This window comes from Amycolatopsis sp. NPDC024027 (genome assembly GCF_040638975.1).
Lineage (GTDB): Bacteria > Actinomycetota > Actinomycetes > Mycobacteriales > Pseudonocardiaceae > Amycolatopsis.
Genome location: NZ_JBEZYY010000007.1, coordinates 221,577 through 238,322 on the forward strand (window position 1 = coordinate 221,577; position 16,746 = coordinate 238,322).

At 72.1% G+C, this 16,746-nt stretch carries 15 protein-coding genes; 5 read left to right on the plus strand and 10 right to left on the minus strand.

What is annotated here, in order from left to right:
• Window positions 1–81: 81 nt before the first annotated feature.
• From AB0F52_RS19785 to AB0F52_RS19810, 6 genes are all read right to left on the minus strand, one after another.
• On the minus strand, window positions 82–1,248 hold the full coding sequence (locus AB0F52_RS19785) for an amidohydrolase family protein (RefSeq protein WP_360172591.1): 1,167 nt from the start codon (window positions 1,246–1,248) through the stop codon (window positions 82–84).
• Between the two features lies 1 nt (window position 1,249).
• On the minus strand, window positions 1,250–2,374 hold the full coding sequence (locus tag AB0F52_RS19790) for an MAB_1171c family putative transporter (RefSeq protein ID WP_360172594.1): 1,125 nt from the start codon (window positions 2,372–2,374) through the stop codon (window positions 1,250–1,252).
• Entirely contained in the window at window positions 2,371–2,892 is a 522-nt protein-coding gene (locus AB0F52_RS19795; RefSeq protein WP_360172597.1) for a hypothetical protein, read from the minus strand. Before AB0F52_RS19795 ends, AB0F52_RS19790 begins: the two co-directional genes overlap by 4 nt.
• The gene (locus tag AB0F52_RS19800; protein WP_360172600.1) at window positions 2,889–3,317 is read right to left on the minus strand and encodes a helix-turn-helix transcriptional regulator; all 429 of its coding nucleotides are present in this window, start codon (window positions 3,315–3,317) and stop codon (window positions 2,889–2,891) included. Before AB0F52_RS19800 ends, AB0F52_RS19795 begins: the two co-directional genes overlap by 4 nt.
• 307 nt (window positions 3,318–3,624) lie before the next feature.
• Window positions 3,625–4,077, minus strand: a complete 453-nt coding sequence (locus AB0F52_RS19805; RefSeq protein WP_360172603.1) for an NAD(P)H-dependent oxidoreductase — start codon at window positions 4,075–4,077, stop codon at window positions 3,625–3,627.
• A complete protein-coding gene (locus tag AB0F52_RS19810) occupies window positions 4,077–5,711 on the minus strand; it encodes a phospho-sugar mutase (protein WP_360172606.1) in 1,635 nt (544 codons plus the stop codon). The genes AB0F52_RS19805 and AB0F52_RS19810 overlap by 1 nt, the downstream gene beginning before the upstream one ends.
• A gap of 30 nt (window positions 5,712–5,741) precedes the next feature.
• Between AB0F52_RS19810 and AB0F52_RS19815 the strand changes: the two genes are divergently transcribed.
• Complete coding sequence (locus tag AB0F52_RS19815; protein ID WP_360172609.1) at window positions 5,742–6,902, plus strand: nucleotide disphospho-sugar-binding domain-containing protein; 1,161 nt, start codon at window positions 5,742–5,744, stop codon at window positions 6,900–6,902.
• 60 nt (window positions 6,903–6,962) lie between these two features.
• Here AB0F52_RS19815 and AB0F52_RS19820 read toward each other — a convergent pair whose 3' ends face one another.
• From AB0F52_RS19820 to AB0F52_RS19830, 3 genes are read right to left on the minus strand one after another with little or no spacing between them, the layout of a single operon-like run.
• Window positions 6,963–7,742 (minus strand): purine-nucleoside phosphorylase, encoded by a 780-nt coding sequence (locus AB0F52_RS19820; protein ID WP_360172613.1) that lies wholly within the window; start codon window positions 7,740–7,742, stop codon window positions 6,963–6,965.
• A complete protein-coding gene (locus AB0F52_RS19825) occupies window positions 7,739–8,158 on the minus strand; it encodes an ABA4-like family protein (protein ID WP_360172616.1) in 420 nt (139 codons plus the stop codon). Before AB0F52_RS19825 ends, AB0F52_RS19820 begins: the two co-directional genes overlap by 4 nt.
• The gene (locus AB0F52_RS19830; protein ID WP_360172619.1) at window positions 8,155–9,114 is read right to left on the minus strand and encodes a hypothetical protein; all 960 of its coding nucleotides are present in this window, start codon (window positions 9,112–9,114) and stop codon (window positions 8,155–8,157) included. Before AB0F52_RS19830 ends, AB0F52_RS19825 begins: the two co-directional genes overlap by 4 nt.
• A gap of 119 nt (window positions 9,115–9,233) precedes the next feature.
• On the opposite strand from AB0F52_RS19830, the gene AB0F52_RS19835 reads away from it, so the two are divergent.
• Entirely contained in the window at window positions 9,234–9,854 is a 621-nt protein-coding gene (locus tag AB0F52_RS19835; RefSeq protein WP_360172621.1) for a MerR family transcriptional regulator, read from the plus strand.
• Here the strand turns inward: AB0F52_RS19835 and AB0F52_RS19840 are convergent.
• Complete coding sequence (locus AB0F52_RS19840; RefSeq protein WP_360173213.1) at window positions 9,851–11,590, minus strand: serine/threonine-protein kinase; 1,740 nt, start codon at window positions 11,588–11,590, stop codon at window positions 9,851–9,853. The two genes, AB0F52_RS19835 and AB0F52_RS19840, sit on opposite strands and share 4 nt — an antisense overlap.
• A 123-nt stretch (window positions 11,591–11,713) precedes the next feature.
• On the opposite strand from AB0F52_RS19840, the gene AB0F52_RS19845 reads away from it, so the two are divergent.
• Genes AB0F52_RS19845 through meaB form a run of 3 tightly spaced genes read left to right on the plus strand, consistent with a single transcriptional unit; the run spans window position 11,714 to window position 16,701 of the window.
• Window positions 11,714–13,549, plus strand: a complete 1,836-nt coding sequence (locus tag AB0F52_RS19845; protein ID WP_360172623.1) for a methylmalonyl-CoA mutase family protein — start codon at window positions 11,714–11,716, stop codon at window positions 13,547–13,549.
• Window positions 13,546–15,714, plus strand: a complete 2,169-nt coding sequence (gene scpA / locus AB0F52_RS19850) for a methylmalonyl-CoA mutase (RefSeq protein WP_360172626.1) — start codon at window positions 13,546–13,548, stop codon at window positions 15,712–15,714. The genes AB0F52_RS19845 and scpA overlap by 4 nt, the downstream gene beginning before the upstream one ends.
• A gap of 3 nt (window positions 15,715–15,717) precedes the next feature.
• Window positions 15,718–16,701 (plus strand): methylmalonyl Co-A mutase-associated GTPase MeaB, encoded by a 984-nt coding sequence (gene meaB / locus AB0F52_RS19855; RefSeq protein ID WP_360172628.1) that lies wholly within the window; start codon window positions 15,718–15,720, stop codon window positions 16,699–16,701.
• Window positions 16,702–16,746: the final 45 nt, after the last annotated feature.

Here is a 16,746-nt window from a genome sequence, read left to right on the forward strand (position 1 = left end):
AGCTCCTTCGAGGTGGGGTAGCGCAACAGTAACACTGTTTTAAAACGCTGTCACCAAACTGTGCGTTCCCCGATCGGGAACCTAGGCGGGACGGCCCTGGGCCAGCACCAGCAGTGGGTTGCGGAGCGCGGCCAGCGTTTCCAGGGGGTCGCCTTCGACGACCAGGACGTCCGCCGCGAGTCCGGCTTCCAGGCGTCCGGTCACGTCGCCGAGGCCCAGTCCGGCCGCGCTGTCCTCGGTCGCGATCTCCAGGATCCGGCGACGCGGGAAACCGAGCCACTCGTAGAGTTCCAGCGCGCCCACGGGGTCGTCGAACACCGAGCCGGGCAGGCCGGCGTCAGTCCCGGCAAGCAGCCGGACGCCGTGTTCCTCGAGCCACGGCAGCCGCCCGTACATCGCCTGGGCGGCGTCGTCGCCGAGCTTCTCGACGAGCACGCGCCAGTTGCGGCTGCTCGTCGAGCACGCCGAGATCCCGTCGGCCGCCATCCGCTTCGCCACGTGCTCCCGGCGGTCGAAGGAGCGAGGCCCGGTCAGGAAGCTGCAGTGCTCGACCGTCGACACCCCGGCCTCGACGGCCGCCTCGATCGCGTCGGCGCCGTGGGCGTGCGCGGCGACCGGCAGCCCGTGCGACGCCGCGTGCTCGGTGACCACGCGCAGCTGCCGGGCGTCGAACTGCGACTCCCACATGTCCGCGCCGCCCTCGGTGATCTGGCCGCCGCTGGCCATCACCTTGATCACGTCCGCGCCCGCGGCCGCGTTCGCGTCGATCAGGGCGCGGATTTCGGCGTCCGAAGCCGTTTCACCGCCGAAAAAGTGGCAATGCCCGCCCGGGACGGTGATCGGCGGCCCCGACACCAGCAGCCGCGGCGCAGGAAAGCCGTCGAACGACCGCCGGACGGCCGCGCCGAGGTGCCCGCGGTCGCCGAGGTCCCGCACGGTCGTGACGCCGCTGCGCAGCATCGCCGTGAGCCGCGAGCGCGCGCCGTCCAGCGGCTCTTCGCTTTCCGAGAAGTGGGCCAGCACCTCGCGGGACGCGTCGAACGCCAGGTGCACGTGGACGTTGCACAGCCCGGCGAGCGCGGTCCCGGTGGGGAAGTCGTGCCGGGACGCGTCCGGCGCGGCCTGCGCGACGACGTCCGCGCGCGGGCCCGCCGCGACGATGACGCCGTCGCGCACCAGCACGGCACCGTCGTCGACCGGCGTGGACGGCCGGGGCAGCACCCGGCCGGCGGTGATCAGGGTGTCCACGTCACTTCCCGTTCGTCATCGCGGCCGACAGCGCGAGCAGCGGCCGGACGTCGGATTCGAGGTCGTCGGCCCCGGCGGGCAGGACCTGCTTGGCGCGGCCGTCGCTGGCTTCGCCGTCCGCGTGCCGCCGCAGCGCCGCCTTCAACGCGGCCGCCGCTGCGGCGGGATCGGCGGCGGCGACCTCACCGAAGTCCGCCTCGAGATACGGCGACAGCTGCACCAGGCCGTCGCGGATCTCGATCACCCGGCGGTAGTGCACGCGGTGGCTGCCGCGCGGGGACAGCCGGTCGCCACGGCGTGGCGGGGTGCGCAGCACGATGCTGGGGAACGCCTCGACCAGGACCGTCCACAAGGGAGCCAGGGCCTCGTGCTCCCGCCGGTGCTGGCGGCGGCGCCGCAGCGCCGAAACCCGCGCCCGCACCCCGGGGTAGGTCACGCCGGCGAGGAACAGCATCCCGCCGGCGATCACGAACGGCACGCCGAGCAGCAGCAGGACCTTGACGACAGGTCCGAACGCCCACGCCACCACGATGTACAGCGCGCGGAAGATGCTGCCGATGGCCGAGCTGGCCAGGCCGATCGCGCCCAGCCGCAGCCCGATCCGCAGGTCCCGGTCGGCCACCCGCAGGTACCGCACGATCCAGGCCGTGCAGGCGACGAGGCCGTAGATCAGGTACAGCCCGGCGCCGAGGTAGAAGACCGCGACGCCGCTGTCGTGGATCGTCGACGGCCCCAGCGGCCGGCCCCGCAGCTGCGGCGGCGTCAGGCTCATCGCGACGATCATCAGCGCGATCGCCGCGGCCAGCGGGATCAGCTCGGCCACCACCCGGCGGTACCGGCGCGGGCCCAGCGCCGAGCCGAGGAAGAAGATCACCAGCGCGCAGACAGCGCACGCCAGCAGCGCGTTGTTCGCCACTCGCGCCGCACCCCGGCCCAGCAGCGCGTCGACTTCGTCGGAGAGCACCGGCTGCTGCAGCAGGAACGCCGCGGCGAAGCCGGCCACGCATGCGGTGACGGCCCAGTTCGGCACCGTCGGCGCGCGCGTCACCTGGTAGATCCGCCACGCGAGCGCGGCGGAGAAGAGCACGAGAGCTATCAAGTTGACCGGGCTGAACAGTGTGTTCACAACCACCCTTGGTGATCGCCGAGCGCCCCCTGGATCCGGCGAAGATCCCGGTCAGCGGCGCGCCGGGGGATCGTGTAGTTCAGGACCGACGCCCATTCGAGGATGATCGTCGCGACCGTTTCGGCTTCCCACTCGTGCGCGTCATCGTAGGACGAACGACGCAGTGCGCGGTGTACGGCATCCGGGTCAAGATCCGTCGCGGGACCGCGCAGGAAGTCCGCGGGTTCGGCGTCGCCCTGCGGGTGGTGGTCGGCCAGCATGTGCCCGAGTTCGTGCAGGATGATGTGGTCCTGGTGCGATTTCGTCGTTTCGGCCTGGTAGAAGATGTAGTCCGCGGACGACGTCGCGATCCAGCAGCCGAACGGCCCCGGCACCTCGAGCGGGTACGCCAGCAGCCGGATCGGCTTCCCGCGCCGCTCGCCCAGCCGCGCGCACAGCACCTCGACGTCCAGCGGCGGCTCGATGTCCAGCTCCTTGAGCAGCTTCCGGCAGCGCCGGCGCAGCTCGCGTTCCTTCATCGCACTGCGCTTCCCGGGCCCCGGCCCTCGCCGTCCTCCGGGTTCCGGCCCTCGCGTTCGGCCCGCTCGTAGCGCTCGACGAGTTCCAGCAGGTCCATCACCTGACGGCGGCCCTGCGGGGACAGCTCCTGGGCGCGCATCGCCATCAGTTGGGCCTCACCCGCGGGTGCCGCGGCCGCCTCCGCGTCGAAGAAGTACGTGACCGGCACACCGAACAGCTTCGCCAGCGCCTCGACGTAGTGGATCTTCGGGTTGACCCGCTTGCCCGTCGCGAGCTGTTGCAGGTAGGCGGGCGACATCGCCGGGCCGCCCGCCCGCTCGACGGCGGCCGAGATCTCCCGGTAGCTGTGCGGTGCCCGCCCGTCCAGCCGAGCGGCCTCGATCAGGGCGCTCAAGCGCTCCGCGAAGGTGCGTTCCCGTGCCATCTCCACCCCCTGGCCATCCAGCCGCGGAAATTCTAACCGGAAACCACTGTACGCACATGTTGACAGCTGGCGTATGCAGTGGTTTACAGTTGGCTCGCCTCTCGCCTGACCCTCCGTGCCCTGGGGGTGCACGGAACGGCTCAGGCGAGAGGTTGTCGCGCCTTCGACTCGTCATGATCGGCCGTCTGTAGTACGCTTCACAGGCCAAGGTTGATCGCCCTCGGGCGAACCCTTGGTCACGGCCTGTTGCCGGAGGTCGACCCCCAGGGCTTCCGGTGACAGGCCCCTTTAATTTCCGCCCATTTCGTCAGCTCATCAGCGTGGCGGCCAGCGTGCCGCCCAATTCGGTGCACGCCTCGACGGTTCTCTTGTCCGGTTCACCCGTGGTGATGACGGGTTTCGCCGCGTTGACCCACGCCAGGCCCGTCGTGATGGCCAGCAGTTGCCGTTCGGTGCCCGAAGTGTCGCTGTTGCCGTGAATCCAGTACCCGAACGGGCGACCTCGCGTCTCGTCCAGGCACGGGTAGTAGATCGTGTCGAAGAAGTGCTTGAGCGCACCGCTCATGCTGCCGAGGTTCGCCGGCGTGCCCAGCAGGTAGCCGTCCGCCTCGAGGACGTCGGTGACCGTGGCCGCCAGCGCCGCGCGGCGGACCACCTCCACCCCCTCGATGTCCGGGTGCGTCGCTCCCGCCACGACCGCCTCGAACAGTGCCTGCGTCGACGGGGACGGCGTGTGGTGAACGATCAGCAGCCGCGGCATCAGGTGAGCAGCTCCTCGACGTCCGCCCGCAGCGCCGTCAGCCGCTCCTGCGCCGCACTGCGCGCGCCGGCCAGTTCGTCCGTCACCGGCGCCACCACCTGCAGGTACGCCTTCAGCTTCGGCTCGGTCCCGGACGGCCGCACGACCACGCGGACGCCGTCGCCGGTCAGCCGCACCACGTCGGCGTCCGGCAGCAGGTCTTCGAGGCCGACCTCGACGCCGCCGAGCCGGGACGGCGGGGTCGCCCGCACCTTCGCCATCAGCCGGCCGCGGACCGCGAGATCCGTGACCCGCAGCGAAACCTGATCGGTCAGGTGGACGCCGTGGCGCCGCGCCAGCTCGTCGAGCACATCCAGCGGCGTGCGGCCCTGCGCCTTCAGCTGCGCGGCGAGCCCGGCCGCCAGCGTCGCGGCGGCGATGCCGTCCTTGTCGCGCACGAACCCCGGGTTCACGCACAGCCCGAGCGCCTCTTCGTAGGCGAACACCAGGTCCTCGCCGGCCCGGACCAGCCATTTGAAGCCGGTCAACGTCTCGGCGTAGCGGGCGCCTTCGGCTTTCGCGATTTCGCCGAGCATCGACGACGACACGATCGTGGTCGCCACCAGCGGGTCCGGCAGGACCGTTCGGTCCACTGTGGACAGGACGTACGAGCCGAGCAGCACGCCGGTCTCGTCGCCGCGCAGCATGCGCCACCGCCCGTCCCGCTCGCGCACGCCGAGCGCGCACCGGTCGGCGTCCGGGTCGAGCGCGACGGCCAGGTCGGCGTCCACATCGGACGCCAGCGCCAGCAGCAGGTCCGTCGCGCCCGGCTCTTCGGGGTTCGGGAACGACACGGTCGGGAAGTCCGGGTCCGGCGCGGCCTGTTCGCCGACCAGGTGCAGGTCGGTGAACCCGGCCCGCTCGAACGCCGCGCGCAGCGTGCCGGCGCCGACGCCGTGCAACGCCGTCGCGGCGACCCGCACCGCGCGTTCGTGGCCCAGCGGCAACGTCGCGACCTCGTCGAGGTAGCGGTCCAGCAGGTCGGCGACCTCGGCGCCGGGCGCCCGCGGCACGTCGGCGGCGGGCGGCGCGGCCTCGATGGCGCGCTCGATCTCGCCGTCGGACGGCGGGACGATCTGCCCGCCGGTCGCGTCGTAGAGCTTGTACCCGTTGTCCGCCGGGGGATTGTGCGACGCGGTGATCTGGATCCCGGCCACCGCGCCGAGCCGGCCGACGGCGAACGCGAGCACCGGCGTCGGCAGCGGGCGGGGGAACACCTTGACGTCGAAGCCGGCCGCGGTCAGCACCTCGGCGGCGGCCGTCGCGAAGGCTTCCGAGCCGTGCCGGGCGTCGCGGCCGACGACGACCAGCGCGCCGGCGTGCCCGTGCGCCTTCAGCCACTCCGCGACCCCGGCCGTCGTCCGGGTGACGACGGCGACGTTCATGCCGTTCGGCCCGGCGCGCACCGGGCCGCGCAGGCCGGCGGTGCCGAATTCCAGCGGGCCGGCCAGCCGGTCGGCCAGGTCTTCGGCGGCACCGGGTTCGCCGCCGTCCGCGCGGGCCAGCACGGCTTCCAGTTCGGCACGGGTGCCGGCGTCCGGGTCGGTGGCGATCCAGCGGGAAGCGGCGTCACGCAGGGTGGAATCTGATGTCACCGCGTCAGCCTACGGGCTATGGTCGGGTAGGTGCGCTTACTGTTCACCTCACTGGGGTCCTTCGGTCACACCTTCCCGCTCGTCCCGCTGGCGGTCGCCGCGCGCGACGCGGGCCACGACGTCGTCTTCGCCACCACTGAAGAGTTCCTTCCACAGCTGCGGAAAGCCGGGCTCGAAACGGCGGCGGCCGGCATTTCCATGGAGAACGCGTTCGGCCAGGCGTTCGCCGAGGCCGGGCCGCCCGGCCCGCGGCGCCCGCCCGGCGACATCCCGCCGGAGGAGCTGTTCCCGGTCGTGGCGAAGGTGTTCGGCGAACTGCTGCCGAAGCGGTTCCTCGCCGACCTGCTACCGCTGTTCGAGCACGTCCGGCCCGATCTGGTCGTGAGCGAGGCGGGCAACCCGGGCGGGTTGTTCGCCGCGCGGAAGGCCGGGCTCCCGGTGGTGGCGCACGGTTTCGGCCGGGTGTCGACCGGCGACCCGATGACCACGAAGATCCGGGACGCGATCCGCGAGCACGCTGCGGGGCTGGGGATCGAGGCCGGCGAGGACCTGGCGTTCGGCGGCCCGTTCATCGACATCTGCCCGGAGTCGGTGCAGGACCCGGATTTCCTGGCGCGCACCCGCCGGGTGCCGCTGCGCCCGGTCGGCTGGAGCGAGCCGGGCGAGCTGCCGGCGGGCGTGCTGGACAAGCGGCGGCCGCTGGTCTACCTGACGCTGGGCACGGCGATGGGCCACGCGGGCGTGCTCACCGAGGCGATCGCCGGGCTGTCCGGTTTGGACGTCGACGTCCTGGTCGCCACCGGCCCGTCGCTGCCCGAGGACGCGCTGGGCGAGGTTCCGGCGAACGTCCGGCTCGAGGCCTGGGTCCCGCAGGCGGCGCTGCTCCCGCACGTCGACCTGGTGATCCACCACGGCGGCAGCGGCACCACGCTCGGCGCGTTCGGCGCGGCCCTCCCACAGCTGCTGCTCCCGCAGGGCGCGGACCAGTTCGCCAACGCGGACGCGGTCCTGGCGGCCGGCGTGGGCGACCGCCTGCTCGGCACGGAGGTCACGGCCGAGGCTGTGGCGGCGAAAGCGCGTCACCTGCTCACGGACTCGTCGGTCCGCGACGCGGCCCGCACCTTGGCCGCCGAAGTGGCGGCCATGCCGTCCCCGGCCGACGTCGCCGCCGAACTCCCCACCCTGGCCTGAAGCCGTGAATGCCACCTTCAGGGACCAAGCGTCCCTGAAGGTGGCATTCACGGACCTTCGTCAGGCGCGGGTGACCAGTTCCCGCAGCAGGGAGCCCATCTTGGTCGCGGCCGCGCGGCCGGCTTCCAGGACCTCTTCGTGGTTCAGCGGCTCGCCGGTCATGCCCGCGGCCAGGTTCGTCACCAGGGACAGGCCGAAGACCTCGACGCCGGCCGCGCGGGCGGCGATCGCCTCCAGCACCGTCGACATGCCGACCAGGTCCGCGCCCAGCGTGCGCAGCATCCGGATTTCCGCCGGCGTCTCGAAGTGCGGCCCGGTCAGGCCCGCGTAGACGCCTTCTTCGAGCGACGGGTCGATCTCCTGCGCGACCTTCCGCAGCCGCGCCGAGTACAGGTCCGTCAGGTCGACGAAGTTCGCGCCGACGATCGGGGAGCGCGCGGTCAGGTTCAGGTGGTCGGAAATCAGCACCGGCTGCCCCACGTGGAAGCCCTCGCGCAGGCCGCCCGCCGCGTTCGTCAGCAGCACCGACCGGACGCCGGCCGCCGCCGCGGTGCGCACGTTGTGCACCACCGGGTCGATGCCCTTGCCCTCGTAGAAGTGGGTCCGGCCCAGCATCACCAGGACGTTCTTGCCGCCGACCTTCAGCGAGCGGATGGTGCCGCCGTGGCCCACCGCACCGGGCGTGGTGAAACCGGGCAGCTCGGCGAACGGGATCTCCGTCTCGCACTCCCCGATGACGTCCGCCGCCGGGCGCCAGCCCGACCCCAGGACCACCGCGATGTCGTGCGCGTCCACGCCGGTGCGCTTGGCGATGGCGCTCGCGGCTTCGTGTTCACTCATGCGAGGGAGCGTATCCGGACGGCCCGCACCACGAGGAACACCACCAGGCCGAACGGTGACAGGAAGATCGTCAGCAGCAGGATCGGGCTGACGAGCCACGGCGAGATCTCCCGGTCCCGCGCCTCGAAGTACATCCAGCGGGCGATGAACAGGTCGAACGCGATGAGGTGCGCCCAGACGAGCCCGGCGCCCCACGGCGTGGCCAGCAGCGTCTGCAGGACGCCGAGGTCGGGCCGCAGCATCGCCCGCCCCCACTCGCCGAAGTGCGGCAGCACGAGCCCGAAGTAGCACACCAGCGGCAGCAGCGGCACCCACGGCGACTTCATGATCCGCGCGGTCCACCGCCATTTCGGGGCCAGGATCATCAGTGCCCAGAACGGCGCCGCCAGGGGAAACGCCCAGGTGAACAGGGTCATCGAACCGCCTTCCGTTCCGGCGCGCGGACGACGGCCAGCGCACCCAGCCCGACCGCCGCGACCAGCAGCGCGAACGCGCCCAGTGTCGTCGCGTCCGGGTGCACGATCGACTGCGCCCGCAGCGCCTGCCACGTGAGCAGCGCGAGCAGCCCCGCGTACCCGGCCGCGCCGACCAGGACGAGCCGGGCGCGGACGACGTCGTCACGCAGCCGCGGGAACCGCGAGGCCAGCGCCAGGAGCCCGATGGCGAGCAGCGGCAGCGCCTGCAGGGCGTGCATCCCGGCGAAGTGCGGGATCCGCAGGTCGCCCCCCACCGTGCTCCAGCCGAGGATCGGCAGGCCGGGGCCGCCGTCGGCGAGCCCGACGGTGTGCGCGCCGACCATGTCCGGCTTTCCACCGGACTTCCACCGCGCGAGCTGCTGCGCGGTCGGGCTCGTCATCAGGACGCCCAGCGAGATCCCGGCCAGGGAGAGCGCGGCCCCGGTGCGGACCGCCCAGAAGCTCGCCCGGTCCGGCACCTTCGTGAACATCACCAGGACCGTCAGCACGAGCGTGGCGGCCCACAGCCCCATGATCATCTTGCCCATGACGTCGTAGATCAAGGCGTCCTGCGGCGTCGCGTTGTTGAAGTGGCTCGCGTGGCCGCGCGCCGCCTGGAACACCAGCAGGACGTACTCGGCGGCGAAGATGAGGACCAGGAGGTTCGTGAGCCAGGACGCCGTGCGCCGGAACCGCGGCAGCAGCGAGACGAGCCAGCTCCAGGTCGCGAAGTAGAGCGCGCCGGAGACCGCGAACTTGAACGGCTTCGCCCAGATCGGCGCGCCGCCCAGGGTCCGCTGGTCGAGGAGCATGGCGGCCACGCACAGCACGGCCACCACCCCCAGCCCGGCGGCCGCGAGCGCGGACGGCCGGTGCCACGTGTGCGTTCTGCTCCGGAGATCGGCAAGGATGGTCATGGTTCCTCCCAGAACGGATAGTGAAACTCTCCGTTATGGGAAGTTAAACTATCCATGCTGAGAAGTCTTCAGGGTTGTCCCCGAGACGGACCCCGGGATCGGAGCGGAAACGCATGCGGATGGCCGAGCTGAGCGCCGAGTCCGGGGTGCCGGTCGCGACCGTCAAGTTCTACCTGCGCGAGGGCCTGCTCCCACCCGGCGAGCGCACCAGCCCGAACCAGGCGCGGTACTCCGCCGCGCACGTCCAGCGGCTGCGGCTGATCAAGGCGCTCACCGAAGTCGGCGGGCTGCCGCTGGCCTCGGTCGGCGTCGTGCTCGGCGCGATCGACGGCGACAAAACCCCGCACCGGACGATGGGCGTCGTCCAGCAGGAGCTGGCCGGGCCGACGCCCAAGGTGTCCGACGAGGCCGCCGAGTGGGCGGCCGGCCTGCTGGCGGACCTCATCCACCGCCAAGGCTGGAAGGCGCACCCGCCCGAGCACCGCGCGATGGCCAACCTCGTCGCCGCGCTGGCGACGGCCAAGGAGCTGGGCCAGGAGAAACTGGCCGGACGCCTCGAGGAGTACGCCGGCCTGGCGATGCGCGCCGCGGAGCTCGACGTCGAATCGGTGCAGGGCCTGACGTCGTTCGACGAGATCATCGAGACCGGGCTGGTCGCGACCGTGCTCGGCGACCGGATCTTCGCCGGCCTGCGCCACCTCGCCCAGGAACAGGTGTCCCGCGAGGTCCTCGGCGGCTAGTCCGAGACGCTCAGGGTGGGGGCGACGCGGTCGAAGACGTCCTGGCGGCCCGAGTCTTCCTGCTCCGCCGGCACGGTGACGGAGAGGATCCACAGGCTGGTGTTCGCCTGGACCAGGTTCATGAACGTCACCCGGGTGCCGCCGCCGTCGCTTTCGGGGAGGTTGCCGCCCTCGGCCAGGCGGTACGTCAGCGTCGAGCCCTTGCCGCCCGGCAGCGGCATCGGGTCGTAGAGCTGGAACGCGTTGGGTGGGTAGGACCCCTTCAGCCAGGCGATGTACTCGTCGTCGTGGGGGTACTGGGCGAAGTACTTCGGCAGCCGTTCCACACGCAGCGACCGGCGGCCGTCGGGGGAGACGTACTGGACCGCCGTGCTCGCGCCGAACTTCGTCGTCGTGTGCGGGGCGACGAACTTCTGCCAGCCCTCCGGCACCTGGAGGCCGAACTGCCCGCCGTTGCCGGTCGCGAAGCTCGCGTCGCCCGACTGCTGCACCAGCGTCGGCGGCGGCACGTCGGTCACGCCGTTCGACGTGTTCCGCGGCGCGGCGGCCGGAGGCAGCAGCGACTGGCCGCCGACCGTCCTGGCCAGCGCGAACCCGCCGCCCGCGGCGAGGAGGAAGAGCAGGATCGCCACCGCGACGAGCACGGCGGTGGCCGTGGAGCTGCGCCGCGCCGGCCGCGGTGGCGGCGGCGGGACGAACATCGTCGGCGCACCCGAGGTGGGGGCCGCCGGCGCCGCCGGGGCGGGCGGGCGCAGGAACGGCAGCGGGCCCGGGTCGGCGGCGAGCTCGCTGCTCGACGCCTCGGCCTTCTTCTCCGCCTTGGCCTTCTCGGGCAGGACGGTCTTGATCACCTGCGTGTCGGTCGCGTCCGGCTGCGCGGACGTCTTCTTGCCGTCCGGGGTGTGGAACAGTTCGGGCCCGAACAGGTCGAGCGGCGTCTTCGTCTGCAGCGGGTACAGCCGGTGCCGGACGTCCCGCAGCGTGATCCGCCGGGCCGGCTCCTTCGTCATGAGGGCGCTGATGACGTCGGCGAGCGGGCCGGCCTTCGGCTTCGGCACCTTCCCGTTGACGACCTTGCCGACCGTCTCCAGCGGATCGCCGTCGGCGTCGTACGGCGGCGCGCCCTCGACCGCGGCGAACAGCGTCGCGCCGAGGCCCCACAGGTCCGCGGCCGGCGTGACGGCGCCGCCGGAGGCCACTTCCGGCGCGATGTAGGCGGGCGAGCCGAGCATGATCCCGGTGCGGGTCATGGTCGCCTCGGAGACGTTGCGGGCGATGCCGAAGTCGGTCAGCTTGATCCGGCCGTCGCTGGCCACCAGGACGTTGCCCGGCTTGACGTCGCGGTGCGTGATCCCGGCCGAGTGCGCGGCCTCCAGCGCGGACGCCACGGCGATGCCGACCGCGGCGGCCTGCCCGACGGTCAGCGGCCCGTGGTCGCGCAGGATGTGCGCCAGGCTGCGCGAGGGCAGCAGCTCCATCACCACGAACGGCTGGTCGTCCTCGCGGGCGACGTCGTGCAGGATGATCACATTGGGGTGGGAGAGGACCGCGATCGCGCGCGCCTCGCGCAGCGTGCGCTCCCTCAGCTCGTCCGCCTGCGCCGCCGGGATGCCCGGCGGCACCTTCATCTCCTTGACGGCCACCTGCCGGTGCAGGAACTCGTCGTACGCCGACCAGACGGTGCCCATCGACCCGGAGCCGAGCACCGAACGCAGCCGGTAACGACCGGCGACCACTCGTGTCTCTTCGCTGGAGGGGGGCACCTCCTGATTGTGTCGTACGCGGCTCACCGCCGGCTGCCTAGGGGCGCGACTAGAGTCACAGGTCGGACGCGGCCCGTGCCTCTACCATCACTGGTTATGACTGAAGTGGCCGGTCCGGAATCAGCGCCGATCTCCGAGCTCGACCTCGCGGCCGAGTTTCCGCAGGCGACGCGCGAGCAGTGGCAAGAGCTGGTCGCCGGTGTGCTGCGCAAGAGCGGGAAGCTGCCGGAGGACTTCGCGGGTGCCCCGGAGAGCAAGCTCGTCACGCGGACCTACGACGGGATCGAGATCCAGCCGCTGTACACGGCCGAGGACGTCCCCGGCGACATCGGCTTCCCCGGCCTGCCGCCCTACGTGCGTGGTGCGCGCCCGGACGGCCAGGTCGCCACCGGCTGGGACGTCCGGGCCCGGTTCACCGGCGACGACGCCCGCGCGGTCAACCAGGCGATCCTCGCCGACCTCGAAGGCGGCGTGACGTCGATCTGGCTGTCGGTGCCCCCCGCCTCCCTCGCCGACGCCCTGAACGAGGTGTACCTCGACCTGGCGCCCGTCGTGCTGGACACCGGTCCCGGGTACGAAGCCGCGGCTTCGGAGCTGCTGGCGCTGTTCGACGAGCGCGAGATCCCGGCGAGCGAGGCCACCGCCGTGCTGGGCGCCGACCCGATCGGGCTGGCGGCCCGCTCCGGCTCCGCCGTGGCGCTCGAACCGGCCGCCGCGCTCGCGGCGCGTGTCGCCGGGAAGTACCCGAAAGTGCGGACGATCGTCGCCGACGGCCTGCCGTTCCACGAGGCCGGCGGGTCGGACGCGCAGGAGCTGGGCGCGCTCGTCGCCGCCGGCGTCAGCTACCTGCGGGCGCTGACCGACGCCGGTCTGACCGTCGAGGCCGCCGCCGGGCAGCTGGAGTTCCGGCTGGCCGCGACCGCCGACCAGTTCTCCACCATCGCGAAGCTGCGCGCGGCCCGCCGCCTGTGGGCGCGCGTCGCCGAAGTCTGTGGCTTCACCTCACCCATGCGCCAGCACGCCGTGACGTCGCCGGCCATGCTGACCAGGCGCGATCCCTGGGTGAACATGCTGCGCACGACCGTGGCCTGCTTCGGCGCGGGCGCCGGCGGCGCGGACGCGGTCACCGTATTGCCGTTCGACGCGGCGATCGGCCGTCCCGACGCCTTCTCCGCGCGGATCGCCCGCAACACCCACGCCGTGCTGCTGGAGGAGGCCAAGCTGGCCGGCGTGGCCGACCCGGCGGGTGGCTCCTGGTACGTCGAGAAGCTTACGGACGACCTCGCGCACGCCGCCTGGGCCGAGTTCACCGCCATCGAAGGCGCGGGCGGCCTGGTCGCCGAGCTTTCTTCCGGCGCGCTCGCCGGGCGGCTGGCTTCGACGTGGGAGAAGCGCTCGAAGCGGATCGCCACCCGGCGCGACCCGCTCACCGGCGTCAGCGAGTTCCCGAACCTGGCCGAGAAGCCGGTGGTCCGCCCGCCGGTGGAGTCCACTGTGGAAGGTGGACTGCCGCGGCACCGGTACGCCGAAGGCTTCGAAGCCTTGCGGGACGCGTCGGACGCGTACCTCGCTTCGCACGGCGAGCGGCCGAAGATCTTCCTCGCGACGCTCGGCCCGGTCGCCGCGCACACCGCGCGGGCCGGGTTCGCCGCCAACCTGTTCCAGGCGGGCGGGATCGAAGCCGTCAACCCGGGCGCGACCGACGACCTGCCCGGCGCGTTCCGCGCGTCCGGCGCCCGCGTCGCCTGCCTCTGCGGCACCGACGACGCCTACGCGGCGCAGGCGGCCGACGTCGCCGCGTCCCTCGGCGCCGAGTACGTCTTACTGGCGGGGAAGGGGTCCTACGACGGCGTGGCCGGGAACGTCTTCGCCGGCTGCCACGCCCTGGAAGTCCTCGACGGCCTGCACGCCAAGCTGGGAGTTGCGCGATGACCATCCCGAACTTCGCCGGTCTCGACCTCGGCACGCCGTCCCCGGGCGACCGCGACGCGTGGGCGCGCGCCGTCGAGAGCGCCACCGGCAAGGGCCCGGACGCCCTGGCCTGGGAGACGCCCGAAGGCATCGGCGTCAAGCCCGTCTACACCGCCGCCGACCTGTCCGATGTGGACTTCCTGGGCACGTACCCGGGCATCGCGCCCTTCCTGCGCGGGCCGTACCCGACGATGTACGTCAACCAGCCGTGGACCATCCGCCAGTACGCCGGGTTCTCCACCGCCGAGGAGTCCAACGCCTTCTACCGGCGCAACCTCGCCGCCGGGCAGAAGGGCCTCTCGGTCGCTTTCGACCTGGCCACCCACCGCGGCTACGACTCCGACCACCCGCGCGTGTCGGGTGACGTCGGCATGGCGGGCGTCGCGATCGACTCCATCTACGACATGCGGCAACTCTTCGACGGCATCCCGCTCGACAAGATGTCGGTGTCGATGACCATGAACGGCGCGGTGCTGCCGGTGCTCGCCCTGTACGTCGTCGCGGCGGAGGAGCAGGGCGTCAAACCCGAGCAGCTCGCGGGGACCATCCAGAACGACATCCTCAAGGAGTTCATGGTCCGCAACACCTACATCTACCCGCCGCAGCCGTCGATGCGGATCATCTCCGACATCTTCTCCTTCACTTCGCAGCACATGCCGAAGTACAACTCGATCTCCATCTCCGGCTACCACATGCAGGAAGCCGGCGCGACGGCCGACTTGGAGCTGGCCTACACGCTCGCCGACGGCGTCGAGTACATCCGCTCGGGCGTCGATGCGGGGCTGAGCGTCGACAAGTTCGCGCCGCGGCTGTCGTTCTTCTGGGCGATCGGCATGAACTTCTTCATGGAGGTCGCGAAGCTGCGCGCCGCCCGGCTGCTGTGGGCGAAGCTGGTGAAGGGCTTCAACCCTTCGTCGTCGAAGTCGTTGTCGCTGCGCACGCACTCCCAGACGTCGGGCTGGTCGCTCACCGCGCAGGACGTCTACAACAACGTCGTCCGGACGTGCGTCGAGGCGATGGCCGCGACCCAGGGGCACACGCAGTCGCTGCACACGAACGCCCTCGACGAGGCCCTCGCGCTGCCGACGGACTTCTCCGCGCGGATCGCCCGCAACACCCAGCTGCTGCTACAGCAGGAGTCCGGCACCACGCGCGTGATCGACCCGTGGGGCGGCAGCGCCTTCGTCGAGAAGCTGACCTACGACCTCGCGCGCAAGGCGTGGGGCCACATCAGCGAGGTCGAGCAGGCCGGCGGCATGGCCAAGGCGATCGACGCGGGCATCCCCAAGCTGCGCATCGAAGAGGCCGCCGCCCGGACGCAGGCGCGCATCGACTCCGGCCGGCAGCCGGTGATCGGCGTCAACAAGTACCAGGTCACGAACGACGAAGACATCGAAGTGCTCAAAGTGGACAACGCCGGCGTCCGGACGCAACAGCTCGAGAAGCTGCGGCGGCTGCGCTCCGAACGCGACTCCGCGGCCACCGAAGACGCGCTGCGGCGCCTCACCGAAGGGGCCGGGAACGGCGGCAACCTGCTGGAACTGGCCATCGGCGCGGCCCGCGCGAAGGCCACGGTCGGCGAGATCTCCGACGCTCTCGAGAAGCTCTGGGGCCGGCACGCCGGCCAGATCCGGACCATCTCGGGGGTGTACCGCGAGGAGGTGGGGAAGACGCAGAACGTCGAGAAGGCCCGTCAGCTGGTCGACGAGTTCGCCGCGGAGGAGGGCCGTCGGCCCCGGATCCTCGTCGCGAAGATGGGCCAGGACGGCCACGACCGCGGCCAGAAGGTGATCGCCACCGGCTTCGCCGACCTCGGCTTCGACGTCGACGTCGGCCCGCTGTTCTCCACCCCGGCCGAGGTCGCCCGCCAGGCGATCGAGGCGGACGTGCACGTCGTCGGTGTCTCGTCGCTGGCCGCCGGGCACCTCTCGCTGGTGCCCGCGCTGCGCCACGAGCTCGCCGAGCTGGGCCGCGAGGACATCATGGTCGTCGTCGGCGGCGTCATCCCGCCGCAGGACTACCCGGCGTTGCGGGAGGCCGGGGCGGCGGCGATCTTCGGGCCCGGCACGGTGCTCGCGGACGCGGCCATCGACCTGCTCGGCCAGCTGACCGCGCAGGAGTCCTGACCCTTGCCGCGCAAGATCGACGTCACCGCCTACGCCAAGGGCGTGCTGGCGGGGGACCGCGGGACGCTGTCGAAGGCGATCACGCTGGTCGAGTCGCAGCGGGAGGACCACCGGGCGCTGGCGCAGGAGCTGCTGGTCGAGCTGCTGCCGTCGGCCGGCGGCGCTCAGCGCGTCGGCATCACCGGCGTCCCCGGAGTCGGCAAGTCGACATTCATCGACCAGCTGGGCACCGACCTGACCGCGGCCGGGCACCGGGTGGCCGTGCTGGCCGTCGACCCGTCGTCGACGCGGACCGGCGGGTCGATCCTCGGCGACAAGACCCGGATGGCGCGGCTGGCCGTCGATCCGCGGGCGTTCATCCGGCCGTCGCCGACGTCCGGGACGCTCGGCGGCGTCGCGCGGGCGACCCGCGAGACGATCGTGCTGATGGAGGCGGCCGGCTACGACATCGTGCTGGTCGAGACGGTCGGCGTCGGCCAGTCCGAGGTGACCGTGGCGAACATGGTCGACTGCTTCCTGTTCCTGACCCTGGCCCGCACCGGCGACCAGCTCCAGGGCATCAAGAAGGGCGTGCTGGAGCTCGCCGACGTCATCGCCGTCAACAAGGCCGACGGCGACCACGAGCGGGATGCCCGGCGCGCGGCGCGGGAGCTGGCGGGCGCGCTGCGGATGATCTACGGGCCCGAAGCGTCGTGGACGCCCCCGGTGCTGACCTGCAGCGGCCTGCACAACCTGCGTCTCGACGAGGTCTGGGGCGCGATCGAGCAGCACCGCGACACGCTCACCGCGTCCGGCGAACTCGACGCCCGGCGGCGGCAGCAGCAGGTCGACTGGACGTGGGCGATGGTGCGCGAACAGCTGCTGGGTCGGCTGGCGGCGCATCCGGAGGTGCGAACGGTCGTTCCCGACGTCGAACGGGCGGTGCGGAACGGTGAACTGACGGCTACCCTCGGTGCACAGCGGATCCTCGACGCGTTCGGTGGCTGACGTGCGGGCGGTTCGTGGGCAGAATGCCTGGTCGCGGCGGAAGGA